The sequence below is a fragment of the Lentzea terrae genome, from assembly GCF_003265345.1.
In the GTDB taxonomy this organism is placed as follows: domain Bacteria; phylum Actinomycetota; class Actinomycetes; order Mycobacteriales; family Pseudonocardiaceae; genus Lentzea; species Lentzea terrae.
This window is the reverse complement of the sequence record NZ_QFWW01000002.1, coordinates 313,350-334,673: the sequence shown is the minus strand read 5'-3', so window position 1 is coordinate 334,673 and position 21,324 is coordinate 313,350. Positions and strand designations below refer to the sequence as shown.

Below are 21,324 nucleotides of genomic sequence, written 5' to 3'. Positions count from 1 at the left end.
TCAGCGGGTTACCCCATCTAGATCCGTACCCCACTGTTGTCGATCGCACACCTTGAGCACTGTGCGTGTCCAGTGTGTCGACCACTAACCTTTGCCGACTTTCCCGGCGTTCAGGCGGGTGCATCGCGGTGCCGCCCCGCGCCCTCATATCGGGCATATGGGGGCGCGGGGTCGGTGCCGCGAGGTGCCCTCCTGAGCGTCGGGAAACCGGTGAAGCTTGTGGTCGGCACACTGGGGCCAGTCGGCATCACATGACCACTTCACGTCCACACCATTGGACCGTTCCCAGCTAACTCACATCGTTACGAAGGGGCTACAGGTAGCCTCCCGCGCGTGAACAAGCTTGGCGACCGGTACGTCCTGCTCGACCAGCTCGGCGCTGGGGCCATGGGCGTCGTGTGGCGCGCACGCGACGAGCTCCTGCACCGAGACGTCGCGGTCAAGCAGATGTTGCTGAACGACGTGCAGCCCAACGAGGCGCACGAAGCCGTGCAGCGCGCGATGCGGGAAGGGCGGATCGCCGCGCGTCTGCAGCACCCGAACGCGATCGCCGTGTACGACGTCGTGCTCGACCACGGCAAGCCATGTCTGGTCATGGAGTACCTGCCGTCCAAGAACCTGTCGTCGATCCTGGACGAGCGCGGGCCGATGCCGCCGCTGGAAGCCGCCAGGATCGGGTCGCTGGCCGCCTCCGCGCTGGCCGCCGCGCACAGCGCCGGGATCGTGCACCGCGACATCAAGCCCGGCAACGTCCTCATTGGACGCGACGGACTGGTCAAGATCACCGACTTCGGCATCTCGCGCGCGCTCGGCGACGTCGCGGTGACGAAGACCGGCATGCTCGCCGGTACGCCCGCCTACCTGGCGCCGGAGCTGGCCCGCGGTGCCGACCCCGCGCCGCCGTCGGACGTGTTCTCGCTCGGCGCGACGATCTACGCGATGACCGAGGGCGAGCCGCCGTTCGGCAAGAGCACGAACGACCTCGGCCTGCTCTACAAGGTCGCGCGCGGCGAGACCCGGCCGCCGATGCGGTCCGGCCCGCTCACGCCGCTGCTCGTGCGCATGCTGGCCAACGAGCCGTCGCAGCGGCCGACCGCGGCCCAGGCGGCGGCGGAGCTGAAGGCCATCTCCGAGGGCAACGTCGTGCCGGCCACCGCCGTGATCCCGCCGCGCCCGATGACGCCGCCGTCCGGGACCGCCGTGATGCCGTCCTCGGGACCGGGCACGCAGGGACCGCGCTCGATGCCGCCGCAGGGCCCGCGCAGCCGGCCGCCCGCGCCGTTGCCAGAGCCCGAGTACGAGCCGGAGCCCGAGCCGAAGAAGAACCGGGGCCTCGCGATCGCCGCCTCGATCCTCGCGGTGCTGCTGGTCGCCGGTGTCGCGTACGCGATCATCGACGCCAACCGCGGCAGCAACAGCGCGGCCGGCCCCACCACGTCGGCCTCGAACACGCCCTCGCAGCCGCAGAGCAACCCCCCGTCGTCCGCGACCGCCAAGCCGACGACCACCAAGCCGACGCAGACGACGACCCAGCCGAGCAAGACGTCGGCGCCGCCCGCCAGCAAGTTCAGCAAGGCCCAGGTCACCCAGTTCGTGCAGCAGCACTACGCGAAGCTGCCGAAGAACGTCGAGGACGCCCGCGAGGACTGGGACCCGCAGGAGGCTCCGAGCCTGAACTCCGAGAAGGAGTACTGGGGGCAGTACACGAAGGTCGCGATCAAGGGCACCCCGCTGGTCACGGCGTCCGACGACGGCACGTTCGAGGTGACGTCGGCCCTGGCGCTGACCGAGACGGAGTCGGACAAGACGGTCACCGAGGAGCACACGCTCAAGATCTCCGGCAAGGGCGAGAAACTGCTGATCATCAACGAGAAGCGGAACTGACTGGGCCATGCACACCCTGGCCGACCGCTACACCCTGCTCGAGCGCCTCGGCAGCGGTGCGATGGGAGTCGTGTGGCAGGCCCGCGACGAGCTGCTGCACCGCGAGGTCGCGATCAAGCAGCTGCTGCTGCCCGACCTGAAGCCGAGCCAGGTCGAGGAGGCCTGCGAGCGGGCCATGCGGGAGGGCAGGATCGCCGCCCGGTTGCAGCACCCGAACGCCATCGGGGTCTTCGACGTCGTGATCGAGGACGGCAAGCCGTGCCTGGTGATGGAGTACCTGCCGTCCCGCAGCCTGTCCGAGGTGCTCAAGGAGCGGGGCACGCTGCCGGTCGAGGAGACCGCGCGGATCGGCGCACAGGTCGTCGCCGCGCTCGCCGCGGCGCACGAGGTGGGGATCGTCCACCGGGACATCAAGCCCGGCAACGTCCTCATCGGACACAACGGCAGCGTCAAGATCACTGACTTCGGCATCTCCCGCGCGGCCGGCGACGTGGCGGTCACCAAGACCGGGATGCTCTCGGGCACCCTCGCCTACCTCGCGCCGGAGCTGGCTCGCGGTGCGGACCCCGATCCGGCGGCGGACATGTTCTCGTTCGGGGCCACGCTCTACGCGATGACGGAGGGACAGCCGCCGTTCGGGCGCAGCGAGAACGAGTTCGGCCTGCTCTACAAGATCTCGACCGGGCAGGTCACGCCGCCGAGCAGCTCCGGACCGCTGACGCCGCTGCTGACCAGGTTGCTGGCGATCGAGCCGGCGGACCGCCCGTCCGCCGCGCAGGTCGCCGAGGAGCTCACGACCATCACCGGCCCGGCACGCCCTGGGCGCCGGGCCTGGGCACTGGTCGCCGCGGCCGTGCTGGTGTTGCTCGTCGCCACGGGCGTGACCGCGTCCTTCCTGCTCGACCGCGGCCAGGCCGCCGGTTCGGGCACCAGCACGAGCCAGCCGCCGCCGACCCCCGCCGCGTTGACCACCAAGGACGTCGACGCCTTCATCCAGCAGCACTTCGCCAAGCTGCCGAAGGACACCGCGGGCGCGCGGCAGGACTGGGCGCCCGAGTTCCGGCCCGCCGAGCAGCAGGACGACCAGTTCTGGCAGCGGTACGAGGTGGTGGCGATCTACGGCGAGCCCCGGATCAGCAGCACTGCGGGGGACGACCAGAGGTTTGCCGTCGAGCTCGACCTGACGCTGCGCAAGCACGGTGCCCCCACGAGCGACTTCCCGGGGAAGGACGTGTCGATCGAGGGTTTCCGGCTGGACCTCGTCGTCCGGGACGGCAAGCTGCTCATCGCCAACGCGCGCGAGTCGGGCAGCTGAATCCCGTATCGGCTGCTCACGGGCCATCCTCGTCTTGACCGGTTCTGCAAGTCGTTGCAGGTGTGACCGGGAACGTTGTCAGGTACCGAGGGGTGGCAGGTAAGTTCGCTCGTCATGCGAGCACTTCGCCGGTTCACCGTCCGAGCCAGCCTGCCGGAGCCCCTGTCCGCGCTGAGCACGCTCGCCACCAACCTGCGCTGGACGTGGCACCCGCCCACGCAGGAACTCTTCACCTCGATCGACTCACGCGTCTGGTCCGAGGTCGGTGGCGACCCCCTGCGCCTGCTCTCCGTCGTCGACGCCGGGCGGCTGGAGTCCCTCGCGAGAGACGAGCAGTTCCTGCTGAAACTGCACGCGCTCGCGTCCGATCTGGAGCGTTACGTCGAGGGGCCGCGGTGGTACCAGCGGCGCCAGGACGAGATCGCCCAGCGCCGTGAGCACGGGTCCCCGAACGACACCCCGTTGCCGACGAGCGTCGCCTACTTCTCGATGGAGTTCGGCGTGCACGAGGCGCTGCCGAACTACTCGGGCGGCCTCGGCATCCTCGCCGGCGACCACCTCAAGGCGGCCTCCGACCTGGGCGTTCCGCTGATCGCGGTCGGTCTGCTCTACCGGTCGGGGTACTTCCGGCAGTCGCTGTCGCTCGACGGCTGGCAGCAGGAGCACTACCCGTCGCTCGACCCGCGCGGGCTGCCGCTGGAGCTGCTCACCGAGCCGTCCGGGCTGCCGTTGCTGATCCACGTGGCGATGCCGGGCGACCGGATGCTGCGCGCGAAGATCTGGCGGGCGCACGTCGGCCGGGTGCCGCTGCTGCTGCTCGACTCCGACGTGGAGCAGAACGACGAGGACCTGCGCGGCGTCACGGACCGGCTCTACGGCGGCGACCAGAACCACCGCATCCGCCAGGAGATTCTCGCCGGAATTGGTGGTGTTCGGGCGGTTCGCACCTTCTGCGAGCTCACCGGGCACCCGCAGCCCGAGGTCTTCCACACGAACGAGGGCCACGCCGGCTTCCTCGGCCTCGAGCGGATCCGCGAGTACATCACCAACGACGGCCTCGACTTCGACCAGGCGTTGACCGCCGCCCGCGCCGGAGCCGTGTTCACCACGCACACGCCGGTGCCCGCCGGCATCGACCGGTTCCCGGTCGACCTGGTCCAGCACTACTTCGGGGCCGAGAACCTGGTGCCCGGAGTGAACACCCAGCGCATCCTCGCGCTCGGCGCCGAGGACAACCCCGGCATGTTCAACATGGCCCACATGGGGCTGCGGCTGGCCCAGCGCGCCAACGGCGTGTCCAAACTGCACGGTGAGGTCAGCCGGGACATGTTCCGCGGGCTCTGGCCGGGCTTCGACGCCACCGAGGTGCCGATCGGGTCGGTGACCAACGGCGTGCACGGGCCCACGTGGGCAGCCACCGAGATGAGCAAGCTGCTCGGCGGGTCCGAAGCGGACAACCAGAGCTCCGGGCTCGGCATCGGCGCGTTCGAGCCGGTCACCGACGCCGGGCTGTGGGAGCTGCGGTCGACGTTGCGCGGCCGATTGGTCAACGAGGTCCGCAGGCGTTTGCGCGAGTCGTGGCTGCAGCGCGGCGCGTCGGCGCTGGAGCTGGGCTGGACCGACTCGGTGTTCGACCCGGACGTGCTGACGGTGGGCTTCGCCCGGCGCGTGCCCACGTACAAGCGCCTCACGCTGATGCTGCGCGACCCGGAGCGGCTGAGGTCGCTGCTGCTGCACCCCGAACGGCCCGTGCAGCTCGTGGTCGCGGGCAAGTCGCACCCGGCCGACGACGGCGGCAAGGCGCTGATCCAGCAGATCGTGCGCTACGCCGACGACGCGGGCGTGCGGCACCGGATCGTGTTCCTGCCCGACTACGACATGTCCATGGCCCGGTACCTGTACTGGGGCTGCGACGTGTGGCTGAACAACCCGATGCGCCCGCTGGAGGCGTGCGGCACGTCCGGCATGAAGGCGGCGCTCAACGGCGGCCTGAACCTGTCCATTCGCGACGGTTGGTGGGACGAGCTCTACGACGGGTCGAACGGCTGGGCCATCCCGACCGCGGACGGCGTGCACGACCCGATCCGCCGGGACGACCTCGAGGCCAACGCCCTGTACGAGCTGCTCGGCTCGCAGGTCGCGCCGCTGTTCTACGACCGCGGCGAGGACGGCGTGCCGACCCGCTGGATGTCGATGGTCCGGCACACGCTGGCCTCGCTCGGGCCGGTCGTGCAGGCCTCGCGCATGGTCCGCGAGTACGTCGAGACCTACTACGCGCCGGCCGCCGCGTCCGCGCAGAACGTGGTCGGCGAGGGCTACCGGGGCGCGAAGGAGCTGTCCGCGTACCGGCACCGGCTGCGCGCGTCGTGGACGCGGGTGCGGGTGCTCGACAGCGACCTGGTGCTCGGCGGCTCGTCGGTGCCGGTGCTGGGCGCGCCGGTCATCGTGCGGGCACGGGTCGAGCTGGCCGGGCTGGAGCCGTCCGAAGTGGACGTTCAGGTCGTGCTCGGCAAGGTGTCCCACGACTCCGACGAGCTGAAGGACATCGTCACCGCGCCGATGAACTACGCGGGCAACGGCAACTACGAGGCCGAGGTGCCGCTGCCGCACGCGGGTGCGCTCGGCTACACCGTCCGCGTGCTGCCGCGGCACGGCCTGCTGGCGACGTCCGCAGAACTCGGCAGGGTCGTTCTGGCCAGCTGACCAGGCCTTAGATCAACACAGGGCATCCAGTTCGCGTTCAAACGGCGGGCTGGATGCCCTGATGTGTTCGTCTTCTTTGTTTCCTGTTCACTGCTCGTGACCTGGCTCAAGCGCGTTCTCGATTCAGCGCCTTCCCTCAATCGAATGATGACTTTTTCGGGCGGGTGAATTCCTGATCTCCGCTGGTAGGGGCGCGTGTGCAGGCATACGCTCTGTCGCATGGAATGAACCGCACCAGAATTCCTAGACGGCATTTCCGGCGCGGCTCCAGCGAATTGCGCATTGAGGAAGAAGGTAGCCGTGAAGAAAACGATTACCGCACTCTCGCTCGTCGCAGCTCTGTTCACCGCCTCCACCATCCCGGCTGCCAGAGCGACGCCCGCCGCGCCAGAACTCCCAGCCGCCTGCGCCGGGATCGTGCAGGACCTCGCCGGGAAGCTCACGAAAGTCGTCGGCAGCCTGTTGCCCATCCCGAACGTCGGCGCGGTGACACCGTTGATCGGTGATCTGCTCGGCCTCGTCACAGCGCTGCAGAGTTCCGGGTGTCTGCCGGCGCTGCCGACCAGCGGGCTGCCGGTGCCGGCGCCGGTGAAGGCGGTCGAGTACAGCGGCCCGGTCGACCAGTGCCTGCCGGTCGTGCTGAACCTGATCTCGACCATCGCGGGCCTCGGCGGCACGATCCTGGGCGCCGCGGGTGGCGGCCTGCCCGACGTCGGAAAGATCACCGGGATCCTGACGACGTTGCTGAAGACCGTCACCGAACTGCTGAGCAAGTGCGGCCTGCCGGCTCCGCCCGGTGGTCTCCCGGCGCTGCCCGGCTTGCCACTGCCGGTCGAGAACAGCTGATCTCACGCGGGGTGGGAAAGGGCCCGTCACCGGTCTCGGTGACGGGCCCTTTCCCCGTTCGCGGTCCGCAGTATTCCGGACAATTGGGAATAACGGTGACGACCTGCGCGGTCACCCGTTGGTGGCTGTTCAAGCGCTTTTCGGAATTGCACACAATGGTGCGACCGATTCGTTTTTGCCTGGCTGATGGCGTTAGCCTCGGCACTCGCGGACATGTCCGCCGGGTGGCGGGTCAGCTGATCTCGAGACGGGCGCGGGTCGCCGCCACCCGCGGACTCCAGCCCGCGAGCTCGTGCGCTTCGGCCACGAACTCGCGGGCCTTCGCGTTGTTGCCGTCCGCCATCCACGCCCGCGCGATGGTGGCCAGGTCGTCGGCGCGTCCCAGTGCGTTCTCGCTCGACTCGGCCGCCCAGCCGCCGAGCTGCCTGGCCTTCGCGGTGTCGCCCTCGAGCAGAGCCATGATCGCCAGCGTCCCGTTCGCCCGGTGCTTGGGGTAGCCGGCCTCGTAGGCGTTGTTGAGCATGTTGCGCGCGGTTTCGAGGCCGACCTCCGCGGGGAACTGGCCGGCCTCCACCGCCAGCACCGCGATGCCCGCGGTGGTGGCCATGATGAACGCGAGCTCGCGCGCGTTGAGGTCCTGCCGCCCGTTCAGCCCGATCACCGTCTGCAGTGCGTCCAGGTACTTCTGCCGGGCGCACGTGGTCACGACCTTGAGCCCGACCACGGTGATCAGGTCCGGGTGGTCCCGCACCAGCTCGTCGTAGATCCGCTCGGCCTCGTCGAGGTCACCGCGGTGGTAGGCGTCCATCCCCGCCAGCACCCGCGGCCGCGCCTCCAGCTCGCCGAGCCGCCGTCCGGACAGCTTCGGCAGCTTGAACACGAACCAGCCCAGGCTGGTGTTACCCGGCCGCTCGATCGGCGCCAGCTGCAGGAGGAAGCACGCCGTGGCGGCCAGCGCCATGCCCTTGCCGAACGCCGACCCCGTCGCGAGCCAGGTGGCCGCCGCGATCGCCGCGCAGAAGACCATCGAGAACGCTCCGGTGCGGACAGTCCGCCTGCGCACGCCCGGCTTCAGCCCGGTGATGCCGATCGTGGCCAGCACCGGGATGTTGCGCAGCACGATCCGCTGGTGCGTCTTGGTCCACGACTTGACCTCGCTGCCCAGCCCGATGATCACGTGGGTGATCCGGAGTCCGAAGAGGACCGCGCCGAGCGCCAGACCCGCCTGCACCGCGGTGAGTTCGAGCAGCAGGCCGACCAGCGCCCCGGCCAGACCGAGGTGGAAGTCCCAGAGGGTCCACGCGATCGTGCCGACCACGACCAGGGCCGTCACGACCCAGCGCACAACTGTCACGGTTCGCAGACGCTACCGGCGCCGCACCGGTTCCACGTGCGGGTCTGCCAGCCGCCTCCCCGGTCGGCAGCTGATCCGCCGTCGGCTCAGACCACGGCCTGCGAGCCGCCCTCCCTGATCGGCAGCCCGGCCGCACGCCAGCCGCGGTACCCGCCGACGAGATCGGTGGCGTTGGCGAGCCCGATCCGTTGCAGGTCGCGAGCGGCCAGCGACGACGCCCAGCCCTCGTTGCACACCACGACGACCGTCGTGTCGGCGTCGAAACCGGGCAGCCGCCAGTCGCCCACCGGGTCCAGCCGCCACTCCAGCACGATCCGCTCGACCACGACGGAGTTCTCGATCTCGCCCTCGGCCAGCCGGTTGTGGATCGGCCGGATGTCGACGATCAGCGCGTCTTTCCGCCGGTGCAGCTCGTGCGGTTCGAGGCGCTTGAGGTGCGACCGCGCTTCTTCGAGGATGGTGTCGACGTTGCTCACGGGCCCTCCTGGTCGGCCAGCTGACGCAGTTCGGACAGGGGAAGGCGCTGCGCGGGCAGCGGCGGGATCTCCTCGGGGATGTCGAGCAACGAGGCGTACTCGCGGGTCGGCACGAGCGGCGGCGAGTAGGCGTGCACGGTCGCGGCGGGGGTGTTGAACGGGTTCGTCACCTGATGCGCCCGCCCGGCCCCGAAGCCCAGCGCGTCACCGGTGCCGCGGACCGCGGTGCGGATCGGGCCCGCGGGGTAGCGGTAGTCCTCGTTCAGCCGGCCGGTCAGCACGGTGAACGAGCCCGCAGAGCCGCCGTGGTCGTGCGGCTCGGTGCCCTGACCGGGCAGCCACGACAGCAGCCACAGCTCGACGCCCTCGGTCAGGCCCAGCCGCGCCCACCACCGGCGTTCGGTCGAGTACTCGAGGATCGACAGCAGGCCCGTGGTCAGCTCGCTGGCCACGAACGAGGTCAGGTCGCGCAGCTCGCGCGGCGTCCACAGCGATCGGGACGGGTGGATCACGTCACGCAGCAACTGGCTGTCCAGCGCCGGGTGCAGGTCGAATTGATCTTGAACAGGGTAGGTCGAAGTCACCGGGCTCGCTCCTGATGGCGTCTCCTTGCGGGGTAGCGATCAAGACGCGACGCAGCGACTCAGCGCATGCGTCGCGTCGAGCTACACCCGCACGACGCCACGAGCACGAGGTCGATCGTGCGGTCGGTCCAGCAGTAGACGACCACGGGCGTGATGGTGCCAGACGTTCTCGGAGCGTGGCTAGAGCGTCCACAACCTGGTCAGCGCGGCATCCGCAGCAGGAGCAGCGAGCGCGGTTCCAGCGTCAGTTTCGACCCCGGCAGCAGGCCGCCGGGATCGGCAGGGGAGCCGTCCGGAGTCGTCGTGTCGAGGAACGGCTCGTACGAGGGCCCGTACCGCTCGTGCGGCAGCGTCACCGTGATGGCGTCCGCTCCGGCGTGCATGAGCAAGAGCCACGAGTCGTCCGACACCAGCTCACCGTCGCGGGTGCGCGAGAGGCAGTTCGAGCCGTCGATGAACATGCCGAGCGTCCGCCGGCCCTCGTCGAACCAGTCGGTCTCGGCCATCTCCTGCCCGTCCGGCCGGAACCACACCAGGTCGGGGTTGCCGCTGGGCGTTGTGCGACCCTCGAAGAACTCCGGCTGCCGCAGTGCCGGCGAACTGGCCCGCAGGTCGATGACCTTCTGCGTGAACCCGAGCAACGCCTTGCCCGCGTCCGTCTCCGTCCAGTCCACCCACGACACCCGGTTGTCGAGGCAGTAGGGGTTGTTGTTGCCGCCCTGCGTCCGCCACATCTCGTCGCCGGCGACCATCATCGGCGTGCCGGTGGACAACAACAGCGTGGCGAGCTGGTTGCGCGCCTGCCTGGCCCTGAGCGTGAGGACCTCGGGATCCGTCGTCTCGCCCTCGGCCCCGCAGTTCCACGACCGGTTGTCGTTGGTGCCGTCGCGGTTCTGCTCGCCGTTCTCGTCGTTGTGCTTGTCGTTGTAGGACACCAGATCCCGCAACGTGAACCCGTCGTGCGCGGTGATGAAGTTGATCGACTGCCACGGCCTGCGCAGGTCGTCCGCGTAGAGGTCGCTGGACCCCGACAGCCGGTACGCCAGGTCGCGCACCGACGTGTGCCCGCGCCAGAAGTCCCTGACCGTGTCGCGGTACCGCCCGTTCCACTCGGCCCACTGCACCCCGAAGTCGCCGACGCGGTACCCGTCCCCGGTCGCGTCCCACGGCTCGGCGATCAACTTCGCCCGGCACAGCACCGGATCCGTCGTGATGGCCGTGAGCAGCGCGCTGTCCCGGTCGAAGAACCCGCCCGCCGGCCGGCCCATCGTCGACGCCAGGTCGAACCGGAACCCGTCCACGCCCATCTCGTCGACCCAGTACCGCAACGAGTCCGTCACCAGCCGCACGACCTGCGGCGACCCGGCGTCGAGCGTGTTGCCGCACCCGGTGATGTCCACCGTGCTGCCACCGCCCGCGTGCAGGTAGTAGCCGGGCGCGTCGAACCCGCGGAAGCAGATCGTCGGCCCGTCCGGCCCGCCCTCGCAGGTGTGGTTGTAGACGACGTCGAGCAACACCTCGATGCCGGCCGCGTGCAGCGCCGCCACCATCGTGCGGAACTCCTGGATCTCGTTGCCCGGCTCGCTCGCGTATGCCGCGTGCGGCGCGCAGTAGCCGAGCGGTGAGTAGCCCCAGTAGTTGCTCGAGTCGCGGCTGATCAGCGACGGTTCGTCCTGAAAGGCCTGGACCGGCAGCAGTTCGACGCTCGTGACCCCGAGCCGGGTGAGGTGCTCGATCGCCGCCGGATGCGCCAGCCCGAGGTACGTGCCGCGCAGCTTCTCCGGGATGTCCGGATGGCGCTTCGTGAACCCCTTGACGTGCAGTTCGTAGATGACCGCCTCTTCGAACGGCACCTCGGGCCTGACCCCGGTGTCCGCGCCACCCGGCGAGTTCACGACGCTGAGCGGGACGGAGCCGAGCGAGTCGATCGCGGACGGCGGCCCGTGCATCGGGTCGCCCACGTACCCGAGCGACGCCTGGAGATCGGTGATCTTCCCGGTGATCTGCCGCGCGTACGGGTCCACGAGGATCTTGGCCGGGTTGCACCGCAGCCCCCGCCCCGTGTCGTACGGCCCGTGCACCCGGAACCCGTACCGCTGGCCCGGCGTGACCCCCGGTACCAGCCCGTGCCAGACACCGAACGTTCGTTCGGTCAGCTCGACCCGCTTCTCCGCGCCGTCGTCGCCGATGAGACAGACCTCGACCGCGTCGGCGACATGGGACGTCACGGCGAACCGCACACCGCCCGCCTCGGCGTGTGCTCCCAGCGGGAACGGACGGCCTGCCAGCACCTCGGACTCGGGTCGCGTAGCCATACCTCCGATCTTGGCATCCGGCACCGACAAAAAACTTGAGAGTTCAGCCAGGCGGCCCAGCGCGCGCTCGACAGCCCCTTGGGTGTACCCCGATGGGTGGGACGGAAGAGGGGGTTGGGGAGAATGAGCCCGTGGCGGACGTCGACGTGACAGATCTGGTCGTGCACATGGCGGGCGTGTCGGTCCGCCGAGGGAAGAACACGCTGGTCGGCAACATCGACTGGAGCGTGGAGCTGGACGAGCGCTGGGTCGTGCTCGGCCCCAACGGAGCGGGCAAGACCACCCTGCTGAGGCTCGCGAGCGCCGAGCTGCACCCCACCAGGGGCAAGGTGCACCTCCTGGGCGAACGCCTGGGCAAGACCGACGTCCAGGAGCTCAAGCCCCGGATCGGGCTGTGCTCCGCGGCGCTGAACGGCCGCGTCCCCGGCGACGAGACGGTCGTGGACCTCGTCGTCTCCGCCGGCTACGCGGTGCTCGGCCGGTGGCGCGAGGAGTACGGCAAGCAGGACACCGACCGTGCCCGCGAGCTGCTCGGCACGCTCGGCATCGAGCACCTCGCCGACCGCCTCTACGGCACGCTGAGCGAGGGCGAGCGCAAGCGCACGCTGATCGCCCGCGCGTTGATGACCGACCCCGAGATGCTGCTGCTGGACGAGCCCGCCGCCGGCCTCGACCTGGGCGGCCGCGAGGACCTCGTCGCGAAGCTCTCCGAACTCGCGCTCGACCCGGACGCGCCGGCGATGGTGCTGGTCACGCACCACGTCGAGGAGATCCCGCCTGGGTTCACGCACGCGTTGCTGCTGCGGGAGGGCTCGATCGTGGCTCAGGGCCTGCTCGACGACGTCCTCACTGAGGAAAACCTCTCAAAGACGTTCGCCCAGGACCTCGAACTGCAAAAGTCGGGGGAGCGGTTCTTCGCTCGCCGAAAGGTCTGAGAAGCTACTGCCGGGTAACGTGACACCGCCGTCGCGACAACTTTGGAGGGTGCGTGGCTGAGTTCGTCAGGCTCGAGGTCGAGGACGGGATCGGCACGATCCGGCTGGATCGGCCGCCGATGAACGCCCTGAACCGCCAGGTGCAGACCGAGCTCCAGGCCGCCGCCAAGGAGGCTTCCGAGCGCTCGGACGTCTACGCGGTCATCGTCTACGGCGGCGAGAAGGTCTTCGCCGCCGGTGCGGACGTCAAGGAGTTCGCGCAGATCTCGCACGCCGAGATGATGCTGCGGGCCAAGGGCCTGTCGGACGCTCTCGGCGCGTTGGCGTCGGTGCCGAAGCCGACCGTTGCCGCTTTGACCGGTTACGCGCTGGGTGGCGGGTTCGAGGTCGCTCTGGGCTGTGACCGCCGCATCGCCGGTGACAACGTGAAGGTCGGTCAGCCCGAGATCCTGCTCGGCCTGATCCCCGGCGGTGGCGGCACGCAGCGCCTCGCCCGGTTGATCGGCCCGTCTCGCACGAAGGACCTGCTCTACACCGGCCGGTTCGTCGGTGCCCAGGAGGCGCTCGAGATCGGCATGGTCGACGAGGTCGTCGCACCGGACGACGTGTACGCGGCCGCTGTTCGCTGGGCCAAGCAGTTCGTCAACGGGCCGGTTCTGGCGTTGGCGGCGACCAAGGCCGCCGTCGACGGTGGCCTCGACACCGACCTCGAGTCGGGCCTGAAGCTGGAGAGCCACCTCTTCGCGGCGCTGTTCGCGACGGAGGACAAGAAGGCGGGCGTCGAGTCGTTCATCGAGAACGGCCCCGGAAAGGCGAAGTTCAGTGGCAACTGACCCGGCACCGAACCCGCACGCTTCTGCGGAAGAGGTCGAGGCGGCCTACAAGGACACCAAGCTCGCGCAGGTGCTCTACCACGACTGGGAAGCGGGCACCTACGACGAGAAGTGGTCGATCTCCTACGACGACCGTTGCATCACCTACGCGACGGACCGCTTCCGCGCTGCCGCCGGTGACGTCGGCCCGTACGAGCACGCGCTGGAACTGGGCTGCGGCACGGGTTTCTTCCTGCTGAACCTCATGCAGGGCGACGTGATCAAGAAGGGCTCGGTCACCGACCTGTCGCCCGGCATGGTCGAGGTGGCTCTGCGCAACGCCTCGCACCTCGGTCTCGACGTCGACGGCCGGGTCGCGGACGCCGAGCGCATTCCGTACGACGACAACACCTTCGACCTCGTCGTCGGCCACGCGGTGCTGCACCACATCCCCGATGTGGAGGCGGCGATGCGCGAGGTGCTGCGGGTGTTGAAGCCGGGTGGGAAGTTCGTGTTCGCGGGCGACCCGACGAACATCGGCAACTTCTACGCCCGCAAGCTCGGCCAGGCGACGTGGTGGCTCACCACCAACATCACCAAGGCCGTTCCGCTGCTGGACTCGTGGCGCCGTCCGCAGGAGGAGCTCGACGAGTCTTCTCGTGCGGCGGCGTTGGAAGCTGTCGTCGACCTGCACACGTTCGACCCGGACCAGCTGGAGGCGACGGCTCGTCGCGCTGGGGCGGTCGACGTGCACGCGGTGACGGACGAGCTGTCGGCCGCGCTGTTCGGCTGGCCGGTGCGCACGTTCGAGGCCGCCGTGCCGCGCGAGAAGCTGGGCTTCGGCTGGGCGATGTTCGCCTACCGCACCTGGCAGAACCTCTCGTGGGTCGACCAGAACGTCTTCGCGAAGGTCCTGCCGCGCGAGGTGTTCTACAACGTGTCGGTCACCGGCAAGAAGTCTTCCTGAGTTGGGATACGCGTTCACCTCGGCCGACGTGGCGTTCCTGCGGTCCGCCGCCGGAGTCGCCGCTCTGGCCGAGGTGGACGCGTTGCCCTTCTCGGACGCCTCTCGCCTGCACGACGTCGGGGTCGCTCGCAAGCTCTTGGGCTCTTCGTTCGCCCCGGTCGTGGAAACCGTGCTGCTGCGCCGTCGTGCGGTGTCCAAACTGGACTCGGCTGCCGGCTGGCTCTTCACCGACGACGCCCTTCAGCAGGCCACCGCTTCCGCTGTTGCCCGCCACCGGGCGGCGCGGTTCGCCGGTCGCGACGTCCACGACGTCACGTGCTCGATCGGTGCGGATCTTTTCGCGTTGTCCGCGGTCGCGGCGCGGTGCATCGGCTCGGACCTCGACCCGGTCCGGCTTGCCATGGCGCGCAACAACGTTCCGGGCCAGCTGGTCGTCCAGGCGGACGCTCTCCGCCCCGTTTCGCGTGCCACCGCCGTCACCGCGGACCCGGCTCGTCGTGACTCGTCCGGCCGGCGCAAGTGGCACCCCGCGGACTTCGTGCCGCCGCTGGACGAGCTGTCTTCCGTTTACGCAGGCGTGGATCTCGCGGTGAAATGCGCGCCCGGCATCGACTTCGCCGTCGCGCCGTGGGCCGACGAGATCGAACTGGTGTCGCTCGACGGCGCCGTCCGCGAAGCCTGTCTGTGGACCAGAGGCCTTGCTGTGCCAGGGGTTTCGCGCCGCGCGACCGTGATCCACGGCGCTGGTTCGTGGACGATCACCGATGCCGAACCCGATGACTGCCCGGTTGCTGCTCCCGGTGCGTGGCTCATCGACCCGGACGGCGCGGTCGTGCGTGCGGGCCTGGTGCGGCACTACGCGGCCCGGCACGGCCTGTGGCAGCTCGACGAACGCATCGCGTACCTGAGCGGGGACACTCCGCCCGCGGGCATCCGGGCGTTCCGCATGCTCGAACACGGGCACTACACGGAAAAGGGGCTCAAGTCGCTGCTGCGGGCGCGCGAGATCGGCCGGCTGGAGATCCTGGTGCGCGGTCTGGACGTCGACCCGAACACGTTGCGGAAGCGGTTGAAGCTCACCGGTTCCGCCGAGGCGACGGCGGTGCTGACCCGGATCGGGTCAAAGCCGGTCTTCCTGCTCTGCCAGGCTGAGCGCACCTAGGAGCAGCTCGAGCCGGGCCTGGTGGTGGCTGGTTCGCAGGCGTTTGCCGTGCGTGAGCGTGGCGATGCCGTGCAGCGAGCTCCAGAAGACCTCGGTGAGCGTCTCCAGATCCCGTTCTTTCGCAACGGGCTCAACTGCCGCGACGAGCTCACCGAACGCGTCGCGCAGCTCTTGGGGTGCCTCCCCCTTGCCCCACGGCAGGTCGACTTCCAACACGAAGATGGCCTCGTAGAGCGCGGGCCGCTCGCGCGCGAACTCCAGGTAGGCCTCCGCGGCGGCTTTCAGTCGTGACTCGCCTGCCGCCGGCCGGGCTTTGCGCAACGTCCTGGCCAGCTCGCCGCTGCCCTGGACCGCGACCGCGCGCACGATCGCGTCCTTGCCCTTGAAGTGGCTGTAGAGCACCGGCTGGCTGTACTCGACCTTGTCGGCCAGCCGGCGCGTGGTGACCGCGTCCCAGCCTTCCGCCTCGGCCAGCTCACGGGCCGCGTCGATGATCAGCTGGTGGCGCTCCGCACGTTCGCGCTCGCGACGGTTCTGGATGGTCACGTCGCCAAATCTAGCACCGCTAGACATCCGAGCGCCTGTTCTGTTAGCGTCGCTCTAATAGCTAGCAGCGCTAGAGCTTATTGAAGGGGACATCATGCGGTTGAGCACGATCATGGGTTGGCTCGTCGTGGTGGCGGGCTTCTACTTCGGCCTGAGCTACCTGATCAACGGCTCCGGCGTGGCCGCGGGGTTCGGCATCGTCGACCCGGACGGCTACTACGTCGTCAAGGGCGTGCGCGACCTCGCCTACGCCCTGACCGCGCTGATCCTGCTGCTGATGAACCAGCGACGAGCCCTGGGCTGGGTCGTCCTGGCCGACGCGATCATCCCGATCGGCGACTGCCTGGCAGTGATCACACACGGCGGCACAGTGGCCCACGCGCTCGCGGTCCACGGCTCGGCGGCCGTGCTGGTGCTGATCACCGCTGGGCTGCTGCTCCGAGACACAGCGCCCGCCCGGTCTGAGCCAGCGCCGAGTCGTTGATCTGGGTGCGCAGGAGCCCGGTCAGCATGTGGAACGCCCGCCGCAACTCGTCGGGATGCGTGGACCGCACAAGCGTCCCACCGCACACCGTGCTGGTGCTGATCATCGCTGGGCTGTTGCTCCGGGAGACAGCGCCTGTACAGCCTCAGCCAGCGCCGAGTCGTTGATCTCGGTGAGCAGCAGTCCGGTCAGCACGTGGAACGCCCGCCGCAACTCGTCCGGATGCGTGGACAACACAAGCGTCCCAACGAACTCATCGGCATCAGCGAGATCGTCGAGCCCACGCCCCTGCACCGCGTTGACGCCCTCGTTGAGGCAGCGCAACGACATCACCTGGTCGCGCATGTTGTTGAGCATGTAGAGCGCCTGCCACCCGCGACCGCGTTCGATGGACGACCGCGCGTGCAGCCCGTAGAGCCACGCAAGCCCGACGAGCTCGGCGCGGTCCGGCTGCCGCGACTGCGGAATCTCGTTGCTCTCACCGAAGAGCAGCCGGAACGTCGGCCCGGTCGCCCCGAACTCCGTCGACGGCCAGAAGGCGATGTCGACCTGCAACGTCGACCGCATCAGGAACACCCGGAACAGCACGGACCCGCGCCGCACGTCGAGGTGGCCGACCGCACCGCACGCGTACATCAGCGCGGTCCAGTCGGTCACCACCGCGTCGATCTCGCGGTCGACCGACAGTGCGAAGTCGATGTCGGACCAACGATCTTCCCTGCCCACGGCCGCCGACCCGGTCAGCGCCGCCCCGACCACCCGCGGGTCGGTGTCGGCGGCGTTGACCAGGTCACGACGCAGCTGATCGCGTTCGGAAACGGAGAACACCACCCAACTCTATTGGCCCCGGCTCAAAGGATCGACGCGGGCGAACCGGAGCAGGTCGACCATCCCGAACTGCCCGGCACTGCGCGACGGCAACGTCGGTTTCCACCCAGGCTGCTGCTTCAGGTACGAGTCGGGATCCAGCTGCAACAGCCCGACGAACACCTCGCCGATGAGCCGCGCCGACGCACCCGCGAGCGTGATCCCGTCGCCGAGCGTCTCGGCCTCCCGCAGCGTGTAGTACCAGAGCGGTGTCGAGCGGTCGAAGCCGAACTCCCTGAGCTCAGGCAGGTTGTCCAGCACCGGAATCCCCATGGCCCGCGCGACCGACTGCCCGGACGGCAACGACCACGTGAGGTGCCGCAGCAGATTGCGCTGCGGCAACGCCGTCGGCGGCGAGCCGTCCGCGATGGCCCCGAGCGGCAACCGGAACAACGGCGTGCTGATGTGCGTGTCGATCCTCTTGTTGGGCCGCACCTGCCCGTCCCCGAAGTCGAAGAACGTCTGCCACCCGACGAACCTCCGCCGAGCCCGCCGCCCGCCGCGGAGATCGACCGGGTCCTGCTGTCCCTCGGCACTCGGATCGAAGACGAACCCGAAGAACGGCTGATTGTTGCTGTCCCCCTTGAGGTTCGCACGGTACGAAGGCCGCACCTGGCTGTGCCCGAACCGGTAGCACGCCCCTTGGAACTCCACCGGCATGAAGTGCTGTCCCTGCGCCGGCCGGTAGTAACGCCGACCGTGCGCCAGGATGTCCTGCGTCAGCCCGAAGCCGATGATCTGCGGCAGGAACTCGTGCACCACGATCCACTGGTAGTGCCACACCACAGTCCGTTGCGCTTCGGCGAAAACCCGATCAGCCGGCGTTTCCTGCGCCCTGAGCCGGTCCACGACCCGGTTGTGGAACAACAAAAACGCCGCGTGCAACCCGGCGATCATCAGATTCTCGTCGTTGCGGGGGTCCCCGATGATCGCCACGCCGTCACTCCGGCGCGGCAGGTCCTCGAACAGCCCGCCGCTCTCCACCCGGAACTTGGCTCTGTCACCGCCGTCGTACAACTGCGGCGACTGAACCGGCCCGCCGCCGTACACGGAATCCAGTGACAGGGTGGGATTCCGCGTGTTCGGACTCTGCTCGGGCACCGCAGGCACCGCGAGCCGCGAGTTGAGGTCGAAGGTGAAGTCGTGGTCGATGAACTGTCCGAGGAACGTAGTTCCCGCGGTGTTGAAGGGGTTGTCGAGGTTGCCAGGACTCAGCTCCGGGTTGGTGATGAGCCGGACGGGCCCTTCGTGCAACGGATCCTTGGCATCAAGAAGCCCACCCGGCGCCCCCAAGGCCCGCAACGCGTCCTGAACACGCGGCGTGTTCTCGGCGAACGGCGGCAGGTTGGGAAACATCCGCCCGAAGAACCGGGGCGAGGTGGCAGCTTCGGCGACTTGCGCAGCGGCAGGGAAGGGCGCCAACGTGACGGCACCGGCGCCCGCGACGCCTCCCAGAAATCCACGTCTGGTGAGATTGCCCATGTCAGCGCAGTGTTCTGCAAGATCACTCGCCGCCGCACGGACGAAAGACCATGCAGGGGACGTCAATCCCTTACGCCGTTTTCCACCTCAGCCGGGCTTGCGCACGAGGTTCGTGTACCCGGCCAACGCCAAGGTCGCCAGCCCCCACACCGCCAGCTGCACCAGCCAGATCGCCGCGGTGAACGCCTGCCCCGCTCGCGACGCGGTGTCCAGGTCACACCTCGCCCGCATGCCGGTCATGGCCAACGGCAACCCGCGGTCGAGCCCGAGCCCGATCAGTTCCACTGTGGAGCAGGGAACTCCGGTAGCCGCGGTCGCACTGGTGACGCGTTCGGCGACCAGGTGGCCCGGTCGAGTGGGAACCTGTCCGGCCCACCAACCGAGCGCGCCGGCCACGGCGAGCACCAGGAGCAGAGCGGCCGCGGTGCGCCGAGCGCGGTAGCCGTACCCGGCCAGCACGCCCCACATCCAGTGGAAGCGCCGGGTCAGCCAGCCGCCGAGTGACTTCGGGCTCCGGCGTCGCAGGTCGGTCTGCTGTGTCATGAGGATCCGGCGCACTGTGCCGTCGTGTCCGGCCGCCCGTTCGGTGGCGGCCAGCCGCTGGTACGCCGAGGCGTGGTAGGCGGGGGTGTGACAGCGGATGACGTGCAACCACCGCTCCCAGTCCCAGTCAGGCCCGAGGGACTTGTAGGAGAACTCGTTCAGCCGCACCGCTCGCTTGTGCACGCACTTCGCGCCGCGCCCGCGGTCCGGACACACGAAGGCAGCCGGCAATGCCACTGTCGTCCCCACAGTCATCTCGCTGAGGTCGAGCAGCGGACCGGAGCCAAGGCGGATCTCCAGCTCGATGCCGTCGACGCCGATGAACGACGTGACCTGGGCACCGGCGAGGTCGACGGCGCCGCTGTCGCCGTCTCCGGACAACGTGATCCGCTTCCTCAGATGCAGCGAGTGGTCGACGCGCACCTGCCTGGCCTGCACGGCAGGTCCGGCCGCATTGGTGATCTGCACGTCGCTGAGCAGGAGGTTGCCGGCGACGTGCGCGCCGAGCAGGTTGATCGCCCCGTGCTCGCCGTGCCCGGTGATCTGGACTCGGTGGTACAGGAGGGTGCCGCCGACATGCATGCGGTTGGCGGTCACGGCCGGACCGGCGGCGTTGGTCATCTCCACGTCCTTGAACTCGACGCTCGAGGTGATGCGGGCACCCAGCAGGTTGACCGCACCGTTCTCGCCATGTCCGGTGATCCGAGTCCCGTTGCGCATCATGAGGTAGCCGCCGACGCGGAGGTAGTCGGCGTACAAGGCTGGGCCGGCCGTGTTGGTTATCTCCGCGTCCGACAGATCGAGATATCCGGAGATGTTCGCGCCGAGCAGCCTGACTGCGCCACCCTCGTCGTCCGAGTTGATCCGGATTCCATCGCGCAGGAACAGGTGCTGGTCGATCTGGACACCGTCGGCGCGCAGCCCGGCACATCGGCCCCCGTAGAGCTTCAACAGCGGGAGGACGGCCTGTCTGGCCTGGATCGGTGCGTCGATCACGCAGTGGTCCAGGTCCAAGCCGACGACGGCGTTCACCGAGTCGAGGTCGAGCGTGCCCTCGATCCGGGCCCCTGCCAGCATGACGCCACGCGGGTCCAGCTCACCGTGGCGCCCGAGCAACAGCTCACGGATCAACTCGGCGCGCACGACGTTGTCCGGCTCGGCGCACTTCAGCACGTCGCCGCGCCGGGCCGCCTCGATGAGCCGTTGCTCGATGTCGCTCACTCTCAGTTATCCCTGCGATGGCGCGCTACGTTAGCAACCCCAACCGCTGCGCCTCAGCCAACGCCTGAGCCCGGTTGTGCACCCGAAGCTTGAAGAACAACTGCCGCTGCTCCGACTCCACCGTCTTGACAGCGATCCCCAACGCGGAAGCCGTCTGCCGCACCGACTCCCCACGAGCGATCGACGCCAGGATGTCGTGCTCGCGATGCGTCAGCGTGGGAACGTTCTCATGAGCGACCACCCCGGAACACGGAGTCCGGACGAGACCGAGCCGAGCGACCACCGCAGCCGCCTGCACCCGACTCTGCACGCCGAGCTTCGCGAAGATCCGGCGCTTGTAGTTGACCACTGTGTGCGGCGAGAGCCGCAACGCCGACGCGACCAGCACCGCGGACAGTCCGGAGCAGACGTACGCGAGCACTTCCATTTCCCGATCGGTCAGCGCACCAGGCCCGACTCGGTGCAGCGGACCCAGAACGACGTGCTCCAGCGAAGCCCGCAACGCAGCCAGCCCGCAGGTCGGGCACAGCGGCACGAGTGGAAATCCCGGTACCAGTTCCGGCGAGAGCTGTCCCACGACGACGTCCGGTGGGCGCAGGCGGCACAACAGCAGCAGGTCGTCCAAGGTGCAGGCGGTGCCGACGACGAGGTAGCCGGGCAGGGCGTCCAGCCAGGTCGCGACGGCGTCGGTGGTCAGCAGGTCCCACGAGTGCACTGCGATCCTCGTTGACCGCACGCAGTTGGGCATGGCGCCTCACGCTCAGAGCGAGGCGGCGGCGCTTGGGCTTACGTCACAAGATAGGACGTGGGTGGTTCCCGTCGCCAGCG

At 69.1% G+C, this 21,324-nt stretch carries 18 protein-coding genes; 9 read left to right on the top strand and 9 right to left on the bottom strand.

Annotation, left to right across the window (positions count from 1 at the left end; translation table 11 throughout):
• Window positions 1-333: 333 nt before the first annotated feature.
• The 4 genes from DI276_RS04815 to DI276_RS04800 all read left to right on the top strand — a co-directional run bounded on the left by DI276_RS04815 (window position 334) and on the right by DI276_RS04800 (window position 6,748).
• Window positions 334-1,884: a serine/threonine-protein kinase gene (locus DI276_RS04815; RefSeq protein ID WP_232836449.1), complete on the top strand. Its 1,551-nt coding sequence runs from the start codon at window positions 334-336 to the stop codon at window positions 1,882-1,884.
• Between the two features lie 7 nt (window positions 1,885-1,891).
• Window positions 1,892-3,199, top strand: a complete 1,308-nt coding sequence (locus tag DI276_RS04810; protein ID WP_112262041.1) for a serine/threonine-protein kinase — start codon at window positions 1,892-1,894, stop codon at window positions 3,197-3,199.
• 114 nt (window positions 3,200-3,313) lie between these two features.
• Window positions 3,314-5,902 (top strand): alpha-glucan family phosphorylase, encoded by a 2,589-nt coding sequence (gene glgP, locus DI276_RS04805; RefSeq protein ID WP_112262040.1) that lies wholly within the window; start codon window positions 3,314-3,316, stop codon window positions 5,900-5,902.
• 300 nt (window positions 5,903-6,202) lie between these two features.
• Complete coding sequence (locus DI276_RS04800) at window positions 6,203-6,748, top strand: hypothetical protein (RefSeq protein WP_112262039.1); 546 nt, start codon at window positions 6,203-6,205, stop codon at window positions 6,746-6,748.
• A 232-nt stretch (window positions 6,749-6,980) separates the two neighbouring features.
• On the opposite strand, the gene DI276_RS04795 is transcribed toward DI276_RS04800, so the two are convergent.
• The 4 genes from DI276_RS04795 to glgX form a co-directional block, all read right to left on the bottom strand.
• Entirely contained in the window at window positions 6,981-8,102 is a 1,122-nt protein-coding gene (locus DI276_RS04795; RefSeq protein ID WP_157984519.1) for a tetratricopeptide repeat protein, read from the bottom strand.
• 86 nt (window positions 8,103-8,188) lie between these two features.
• The gene (locus DI276_RS04790) at window positions 8,189-8,578 is read right to left on the bottom strand and encodes a rhodanese-like domain-containing protein (RefSeq protein WP_112262037.1); all 390 of its coding nucleotides are present in this window, start codon (window positions 8,576-8,578) and stop codon (window positions 8,189-8,191) included.
• Window positions 8,575-9,162 (bottom strand): cysteine dioxygenase, encoded by a 588-nt coding sequence (locus DI276_RS04785; RefSeq protein WP_112262036.1) that lies wholly within the window; start codon window positions 9,160-9,162, stop codon window positions 8,575-8,577. Before DI276_RS04785 ends, DI276_RS04790 begins: the two co-directional genes overlap by 4 nt.
• 200 nt (window positions 9,163-9,362) lie before the next feature.
• Window positions 9,363-11,477 (bottom strand): glycogen debranching protein GlgX, encoded by a 2,115-nt coding sequence (gene glgX / locus DI276_RS04780; protein WP_112262035.1) that lies wholly within the window; start codon window positions 11,475-11,477, stop codon window positions 9,363-9,365.
• Window positions 11,478-11,569: 92 nt separating this feature from the next.
• Here glgX and DI276_RS04775 point away from each other — a divergent pair, with 92 nt between their 5' ends.
• The 4 genes from DI276_RS04775 to DI276_RS04760 are packed head-to-tail and all read left to right on the top strand — an operon-like array spanning window position 11,570 to window position 15,353.
• Window positions 11,570-12,412 (top strand): ABC transporter ATP-binding protein, encoded by an 843-nt coding sequence (locus DI276_RS04775; RefSeq protein WP_112262034.1) that lies wholly within the window; start codon window positions 11,570-11,572, stop codon window positions 12,410-12,412.
• Between the two features lie 53 nt (window positions 12,413-12,465).
• Window positions 12,466-13,245, top strand: a complete 780-nt coding sequence (locus tag DI276_RS04770) for an enoyl-CoA hydratase/isomerase family protein (protein WP_112262033.1) — start codon at window positions 12,466-12,468, stop codon at window positions 13,243-13,245.
• A complete protein-coding gene (locus DI276_RS04765) occupies window positions 13,235-14,191 on the top strand; it encodes a class I SAM-dependent methyltransferase (RefSeq protein WP_112262032.1) in 957 nt (318 codons plus the stop codon). The genes DI276_RS04770 and DI276_RS04765 overlap by 11 nt, the downstream gene beginning before the upstream one ends.
• 1 nt (window position 14,192) lies before the next feature.
• Window positions 14,193-15,353: a THUMP-like domain-containing protein gene (locus tag DI276_RS04760; RefSeq protein ID WP_112262031.1), complete on the top strand. Its 1,161-nt coding sequence runs from the start codon at window positions 14,193-14,195 to the stop codon at window positions 15,351-15,353.
• On the opposite strand, the gene DI276_RS04755 is transcribed toward DI276_RS04760, so the two are convergent.
• Complete coding sequence (locus DI276_RS04755) at window positions 15,312-15,899, bottom strand: TetR/AcrR family transcriptional regulator (protein WP_112262030.1); 588 nt, start codon at window positions 15,897-15,899, stop codon at window positions 15,312-15,314. The genes DI276_RS04760 and DI276_RS04755 overlap by 42 nt on opposite strands.
• Window positions 15,900-15,993: 94 nt before the next feature.
• Between DI276_RS04755 and DI276_RS04750 the strand changes: the two genes are divergently transcribed.
• Window positions 15,994-16,383, top strand: coding sequence for a DUF4267 domain-containing protein (locus tag DI276_RS04750; protein ID WP_112262029.1), 390 nt, complete (start codon window positions 15,994-15,996; stop codon window positions 16,381-16,383).
• A 102-nt stretch (window positions 16,384-16,485) separates the two neighbouring features.
• Here the strand turns inward: DI276_RS04750 and DI276_RS04745 are convergent, their stop codons facing one another.
• The 4 genes from DI276_RS04745 to DI276_RS04730 all read right to left on the bottom strand — a co-directional run bounded on the left by DI276_RS04745 (window position 16,486) and on the right by DI276_RS04730 (window position 21,211).
• A complete protein-coding gene (locus DI276_RS04745; protein ID WP_112262216.1) occupies window positions 16,486-17,211 on the bottom strand; it encodes a nucleotidyltransferase domain-containing protein in 726 nt (241 codons plus the stop codon).
• A 9-nt stretch (window positions 17,212-17,220) separates the two neighbouring features.
• Window positions 17,221-18,606 (bottom strand): peroxidase family protein, encoded by a 1,386-nt coding sequence (locus DI276_RS04740; protein WP_157984518.1) that lies wholly within the window; start codon window positions 18,604-18,606, stop codon window positions 17,221-17,223.
• Between the two features lie 213 nt (window positions 18,607-18,819).
• Window positions 18,820-20,496, bottom strand: a complete 1,677-nt coding sequence (locus DI276_RS04735; protein ID WP_112262027.1) for a hypothetical protein — start codon at window positions 20,494-20,496, stop codon at window positions 18,820-18,822.
• Window positions 20,497-20,521: 25 nt separating this feature from the next.
• Window positions 20,522-21,211 carry a response regulator transcription factor gene (locus DI276_RS04730; protein ID WP_198680457.1) on the bottom strand — a complete coding sequence of 230 codons (690 nt, stop codon included), beginning with the start codon at window positions 21,209-21,211 and terminating at the stop codon, window positions 20,522-20,524.
• Window positions 21,212-21,324: the final 113 nt, after the last annotated feature.

Excerpts from the sequence above, each read along its gene's own strand:
- glgX (WP_112262035.1), bottom strand. The coding sequence starts at position 11,477 with ATGGCTACGCGACCCGAGTCCGAGGTGCTGGCAGGCCGTCCGTTCCCG.
- DI276_RS04750 (WP_112262029.1), top strand. The coding sequence starts at position 15,994 with ATGCGGTTGAGCACGATCATGGGTTGGCTCGTCGTGGTGGCGGGCTTC.
- DI276_RS04775 (WP_112262034.1), top strand. The coding sequence starts at position 11,570 with ATGGGTGGGACGGAAGAGGGGGTTGGGGAGAATGAGCCCGTGGCGGAC.
- DI276_RS04810 (WP_112262041.1), top strand. The coding sequence starts at position 1,892 with ATGCACACCCTGGCCGACCGCTACACCCTGCTCGAGCGCCTCGGCAGC.
- glgP (WP_112262040.1), top strand. The coding sequence starts at position 3,314 with ATGCGAGCACTTCGCCGGTTCACCGTCCGAGCCAGCCTGCCGGAGCCC.
- DI276_RS04740 (WP_157984518.1), bottom strand. The coding sequence starts at position 18,606 with ATGTTTCCCAACCTGCCGCCGTTCGCCGAGAACACGCCGCGTGTTCAG.